The sequence below is a fragment of the Dietzia sp. 111N12-1 genome (assembly GCF_001658045.1).
Lineage (GTDB): Bacteria > Actinomycetota > Actinomycetes > Mycobacteriales > Mycobacteriaceae > Dietzia > Dietzia kunjamensis.
The window spans coordinates 1-5,431 of record NZ_LSSV01000065.1; the positions used below are offsets into that span (position 1 = coordinate 1).

General features: G+C 63.9%; 7 protein-coding genes. 1 reads left to right on the forward strand and 6 read right to left on the reverse strand.

What is annotated here, in order from left to right:
* The 3 genes from AYO52_RS18405 to AYO52_RS14210 all read right to left on the reverse strand — a co-directional run.
* A partial coding sequence (locus AYO52_RS18405) for a helix-turn-helix domain-containing protein (RefSeq protein WP_172812180.1) occupies nt 1-370 on the reverse strand: 370 nt, incomplete at its 3' end.
* A 92-nt stretch (nt 371-462) separates the two neighbouring features.
* Nucleotides 463-1,065 (reverse strand): recombinase family protein, encoded by a 603-nt coding sequence (locus AYO52_RS14205; RefSeq protein WP_063972675.1) that lies wholly within the window; start codon nt 1,063-1,065, stop codon nt 463-465.
* 162 nt (nt 1,066-1,227) lie between these two features.
* The gene (locus AYO52_RS14210) at nt 1,228-1,629 is read right to left on the reverse strand and encodes a MerR family transcriptional regulator (protein ID WP_006898346.1); all 402 of its coding nucleotides are present in this window, start codon (nt 1,627-1,629) and stop codon (nt 1,228-1,230) included.
* A 132-nt stretch (nt 1,630-1,761) separates the two neighbouring features.
* On the opposite strand from AYO52_RS14210, the gene AYO52_RS14215 reads away from it, so the two are divergent.
* Complete coding sequence (locus tag AYO52_RS14215) at nt 1,762-3,330, forward strand: SulP family inorganic anion transporter (protein WP_067718707.1); 1,569 nt, start codon at nt 1,762-1,764, stop codon at nt 3,328-3,330.
* 364 nt (nt 3,331-3,694) lie between these two features.
* Here AYO52_RS14215 and AYO52_RS14220 read toward each other — a convergent pair whose 3' ends face one another.
* The 3 genes from AYO52_RS14220 to AYO52_RS17925 all read right to left on the reverse strand — a co-directional run.
* Nucleotides 3,695-4,327, reverse strand: a complete 633-nt coding sequence (locus AYO52_RS14220) for an Abi family protein (RefSeq protein WP_067718710.1) — start codon at nt 4,325-4,327, stop codon at nt 3,695-3,697.
* Nucleotides 4,328-4,544: 217 nt separating this feature from the next.
* A complete protein-coding gene (locus AYO52_RS17920; protein ID WP_156523626.1) occupies nt 4,545-4,838 on the reverse strand; it encodes a PLD nuclease N-terminal domain-containing protein in 294 nt (97 codons plus the stop codon).
* Nucleotides 4,839-5,178: 340 nt separating this feature from the next.
* A partial coding sequence (locus tag AYO52_RS17925; RefSeq protein WP_216635338.1) for a transcriptional regulator occupies nt 5,179-5,431 on the reverse strand: 253 nt, incomplete at its 5' end.

Consider the following 5,431-nt stretch of genomic DNA (forward strand, 5'->3'; position numbering starts at 1 on the left):
GGCGCCACACCAACTCGTAGGTGTCCCGGTAGGCCGCTGCGCCCTGGTGAGCCAAGGTCACCATGCCGGGATCCAGACCGGTCACGATGGACCGCACGGTGCTCGCGGAGACCATCGGCCATCCGCGGCGGGTGGCGGTCGTGGCGGCCTTGCGGAAGATCGCCGCGGTGGACGGCCGAGGCGTACTCAGCGCCAGGCCTTCGATGTAGGCCACAAGGTCTGGGTGGGTGCGCCGCCCACGCTTGGGTGGCGTTGCCGGAGCCAGCGCGGCGATCCCGCCCTTTCTATACGCGGCGAGCCAGCGTTGCAAAGTGCGTTCCCCGCCCTTTTCGGCTGCGGCCAACTGGGTCAGCGGGACCCCGCTCTCCACGTGTTGGCGTAGGACCTGCCATCGGGCCGCGGCAGTCTTCGCACCAGCGGGGGCGCCGATCGAACCTTGAGGTTCACTGCCCCCGCTCATTGCTACGCCGTCGTCGACTTCTGTCGGCGCGGAGCCGGGGGCTTATCGGCCCCGCGTTGCAGCGCTCGGTAGACGGTGGTGCGGCTGACCCCCAGGACCTCGCCGATTTGGGCGACGGTCATGTCTTGTTGCTCGTAGAGCTTGCGGGCGGTGCGCAGTTTGTCCCCGGACAACAACGGCGGACGCCCACCTCTACGGCCACGGGCTCGGGCGGCTTCAAGGCCGGCGTGGGTGCGTTCGGAGATGAGGTCTCGTTCGAACTCCGCCAGCGAGGCGAAGATGTGAAACACCAGCCGCCCGCCCGAGGACCCGGTGTCGATGTTTTCCTGCAGGGAGCGAAACTCGATGCCGCGTTCCTGCAACTCGGTCAGCTGATCGATCAGATGCCGAATCGATCGGCCCAGCCGGTCCAGTCGCCAGACCACGAGGGTGTCGCCCGGGCGCAGTTGATCGAGGAGCTTTCCCAACTCTGGGCGGGAGGCCAATGTCCCGGAGGCGGTGTCGGTGAAGACCTTGTAGCAGCCGGCAGCGGCGAGGGCATCGTGCTGCAGTCGGGCGTCTTGATCGCCAGTCGACACCCGTGCGTACCCGAAAGCGTGGCCCATACCGACAAATGTAGCAATACTCGTCGCTGCTGGGCAGATCAGAAACATAGATTTTGAGACTGGGTTCCGCTACAGAATTGGCTTCCGCCCACCTCGGCGTATCCAAATCCGGCGAGCTCGAGTTCACTTGTAGCAAAAACGGTCGTTTATGGATCAGCCTGCTTAGTCAAACCTCTGGCGGAATAGTTGCAAGAACTCGGCGCTGTACTCGAGTTGGGTCTGCAGTTCGAGGTAGCGCGCTTCAGCTTCGGCGCGGATCTCTTCGACGGTCATTCGAGCTGCGTGCCAGTCATCGAGCCCCGGCGATTCTGAGCGTTGGGCCGCCGTAAGGATGTCGGTGGCTTCGAGGAACTGCTTCATGCGTTCCAGCGAGAAGCCCAAAGGTTTCATTCGCCGGACGAGGAGCAGTCGGTCGATGTCGGCGTCGGTGTAGAGCCGGAATCCGCCGGCGGTGTGGCCGGAGGGCACCACTAGGCCGATGTCGTCGTAGTGGCGCAGCGTGCGGATCGACAGGCCGGTGAAGTCAGCGACCTCACCGACCATTCGTGCGGACTCTTCCCGCATCACACTCCTCGTGAAATAGGTCACGGTGTCGGTCCCAAATTCAACGCTACCCAAACCTGACGTTACGGTAGGTTTCAAACCTCCCGTTACGGGAGAGTGTGTCATGTTCCCTCCACGGTTAGGAAAACCCCCGTGACAGCTCCCACCCACGCATCCGGGGCCTCGTCCCCGCCCCCGGCCAGCTCGGATGACGATCTCGCACCCGTCGGCGTCCTCGCGTCGTTCAAGTACGCCTTCTCTTCCCCCCGCCGACTGCGCACCGAGGTCTTGGCCGGTCTGGTCGTCGCGCTCGCGCTCATCCCCGAGGCGATCTCGTTCTCGATCCTCGCCGGAGTGGACCCGAGGGTCGGGCTGTTCGCCTCCTTCACCATGGCCGTGACGATCGCCTTCACCGGCGGACGGCCCGCGATGATCTCCGCAGCGACCGGCGCAATCGCCCTGGTCATCGCCCCCGTGGCGCGCGAGTACGGGTTGGACTACTTCATCGCCACCGTGCTGCTGGCCGGCATCTTCCAGGTCGTGTTGAGCGTGATCGGGGCGGGCAAGCTCATGCGCTTCATCCCCCGGTCGGTGATGGTCGGGTTCGTCAACGCCCTGGCCATCCTGATCTTCACCGCGCAGATCCCGCACCTGCTGGGTGTGCCGTGGCTGGTGTACCCGATGGTCGCCGCTGGCGTGCTCATCATGGTGTTCTTCCCCAAACTTTCGGCCGCGGTGCCAGCCCCGCTGGTGGCGATCGTGGCGATCACCGCCGTGGTCGTGCTCTTCGGCTGGACCATGCCCAACGTCAGCGATCAGGGCGAGCTGCCCTCCTCGCTGCCGTCGCTATTCATCCCCGACGTGCCGTGGACGTTGGAGACGCTGCAAATCATCGCCCCCTACGCCCTGGCGATGGCGCTGGTCGGGCTCATGGAGTCGATGATGACCGCCAAACTCGTCGATGACATCACCGAGGTCCGCTCCGACAAGACCCGTGAGGGATGGGGCCAGGGCGTGGCCAACATCGTCACCGCCTTCTTCGGCGGCATGGGCGGCTGCGCGATGATCGGCCAGACCATGATCAACGTCAAGCAGTCCGGCGCCCGCACCCGCCTGTCCACCCTGCTGGCTGGGATCTTCCTACTCATCCTCGTCGTAGCGTTGGGCGACATCGTCGGCCTGATCCCCATGGCTGCCCTGGTCGCGGTGATGATCATGGTCTCGGTGGCCACCATGGACTGGCACTCCATCCACCCACGCACCCTGCGCCTGATGCCGCTCCCGGAGACGATCGTCATGGCGGTCACCGTCGCCGCGACTGTGATCACCCACAACCTGGCCATCGGCGTCATCCTCGGCGTGCTCACCGCGATGGTCATGTTCGCCCGCCGCGTGGCCCACATGACGAGCCTGGAGAAGGACTCTGAACTCGACGTCAATCACGACGGCACCATCGACATCCGCACCTACCGAGTGCGCGGTGAACTGTTCTGGGCCTCCAGCAACGATCTGGTCTACCAGTTCGACTACACCGGCGACCCCCAGCACGTGGTCATCGACCTGACCGAGGCCGATATCTGGGACGCCTCCACCGTGGCCACCCTGGACGCGATCACCCACAAGTACGCCGCCAAGGGCAAGACCGTCGAGATCATCGGCCTTGACGGATCGAGCCTCGATCGTCTGGACAAACTCTCCGGCCACCTCGGCGACGAACACTGACTCCGCCGCTCCACCCTCGCCACCGGCTTCACCTGAGCCGCCAAACGAAGCTGCGAAATCCCGCCAAACGAAGTTGAGAGTCACAGCTTAGACATCGACATGGATGCATTTGGCAGAAGTAGTTCTCCGAACCTCTGGCCCTCGCTAGGTGTGCACGAGTTAATCGCCTCCACCTGCACTCTCATCGCCCAGATTCGATAGCTTCGTTGGGGCCCACCTTGCGGTACATCGTGGGCCGCCATCGTCCACAAGGTCTCAAGCAGGGTTTAGGAAGCAGGGTTCATTGAGGTCACAGGGGTAGCGAGACTATGGGGGTTCCGCTCTGGAGGGCCGTTCGGGACAGGTGCAGAGCCGAGGTTTCTGCTCATGGCCGCAGCGACCGGACCTGGGAGACCCGGGATACGGAGGCGATCCAGTCGGCGGCGTCTGGGTCGATCCAGCGAGCTAGGGTGTCGAGGTCTGCAGACAATTGGTCTAGGCGCCTGGTCTCCATGGCCGGGTTGGGATGGATCAGGGGTTCGTGGTGGGCGATCCGATTACGGAGCTTGTAGATGCGTTGGACGCAGTCTTCGAAGGGCTGACGAGGCTGGGGTTGCGGGTAGTGGGCCATTCCGTGGCGGCGAAGGACACGCCAGATGGTGACCTCGTGGTTTCGGACGAGAAGGAAGCGCCAGAAGTCGAAGCTCAGTTCTGCCACGACTCGGCCGGTGGTCTCCGGGTCGCGTAGCCTGCTGCGGGCTTTGCGGATGCTCTTCTGGGCTGTGCTGGTGAACTGGTAGCGCTGCTGGTCGTCGTACCAGTGGGGGAGCGGGCTCTCTGCGGCTAGGCGGTCGCTGATGAAGTTGCGTAGAAGCACCTCGACATGGCCGATCACCTCAAAATAGGCCGCCGCGAGCTGGGCGTTCCACCCGTAGAGTGCCGCTGGATCGGGGTGGTGGCGGTAGCTGGAGATTCTAGGCGCGGAGAACCAGCGTGCGAGATCCTCGGGGTCCTGCATCGGGTGGTGTCACTCTCCGTCGTGGGGCGGGTCCGGTCGTGCTTGTTTGCGAGCATGTTTGCTGTTATGTTCGCTGTGAAAGCCCCGGGTAGGTCAATGCCGCGAAATATCGGTACACACCCCCGGGGTTACTGCTATTTCGGCAGTCTAGAGCCAGCTCGGAGGGTGAGGATCCAGCCTGGCTCTGGGGCCGACGTTGGCGGAGGGGGTGCCGGAGTCATGATGGAGGGCGCTGGGTGCCGCGAGCAGTGACGGCGGCATACCTGATCCAGGCGATCGCTCCGAGTATCGGCAGAATCCACACGACGAGTAGCCACAACACGGTGTGCACGAGGCCGACCTTGGAAGTGAGAATGTCGACCGTTGCGTAGAAGCTGACGCCAAGCCACACCGCGACGAGCAGCCACGCGGCGCCGACCATGGCAAACACCTGGCCGAAGTTCGGATCGCAGGCTTTTTCTCGGACGCATTCGCTCAGTCCGGCCTCGGCAACTACTACGGTTCTGTCCATCGCGATCAACCTATCGCGGCAGTGCACCGCCCCAGTGGTCTGTCGAGATCACCTCTACGGCGCGGCCTCCTCGCGGTCGGGCATCGTGCTGGCGAGGGTAGACGCTGAACGTCGCTATTGGCGTTATGTGGCGGATCCCTTAACTGAGCCCTAGTGTCCCGATGGGGTACACCCGGGCGGGACGGTCAGGGGTTCACCAAACTCGTTGTGACTCTCAACTTCGATTGGCGGGATTTCGCAGCTTCGCTTGGCGGTGCTGACAGCCTGCTCCGAATGGTCGAAATCGATTGTTTGTGGAGCGCTGCGCGGGGCCGCGAGGTGCGGTGAAGGAGCCGCGGCCTCAGCGGTCTCCCTGCAGCAGGGCCTCAAGCGCCTGACGGTGTCGACGATATGCAGCGCTGCCGGTTCGCGTGATCGTGTAGGTGGTTGTGCTTCCTTGCCCACGTCCGGACTTGCGGACTTTGACGTAGCCGGCGGCTCGCAACGCTGACATCTGTTTGGACAAGTCTGAATCCGAGAGGTGGAGTCGGTCACGCAGGAAGGCGAAGTCCGTGCCACTGCTGGCGGCGAGGATAGCCATCGCCGCAAGCCGC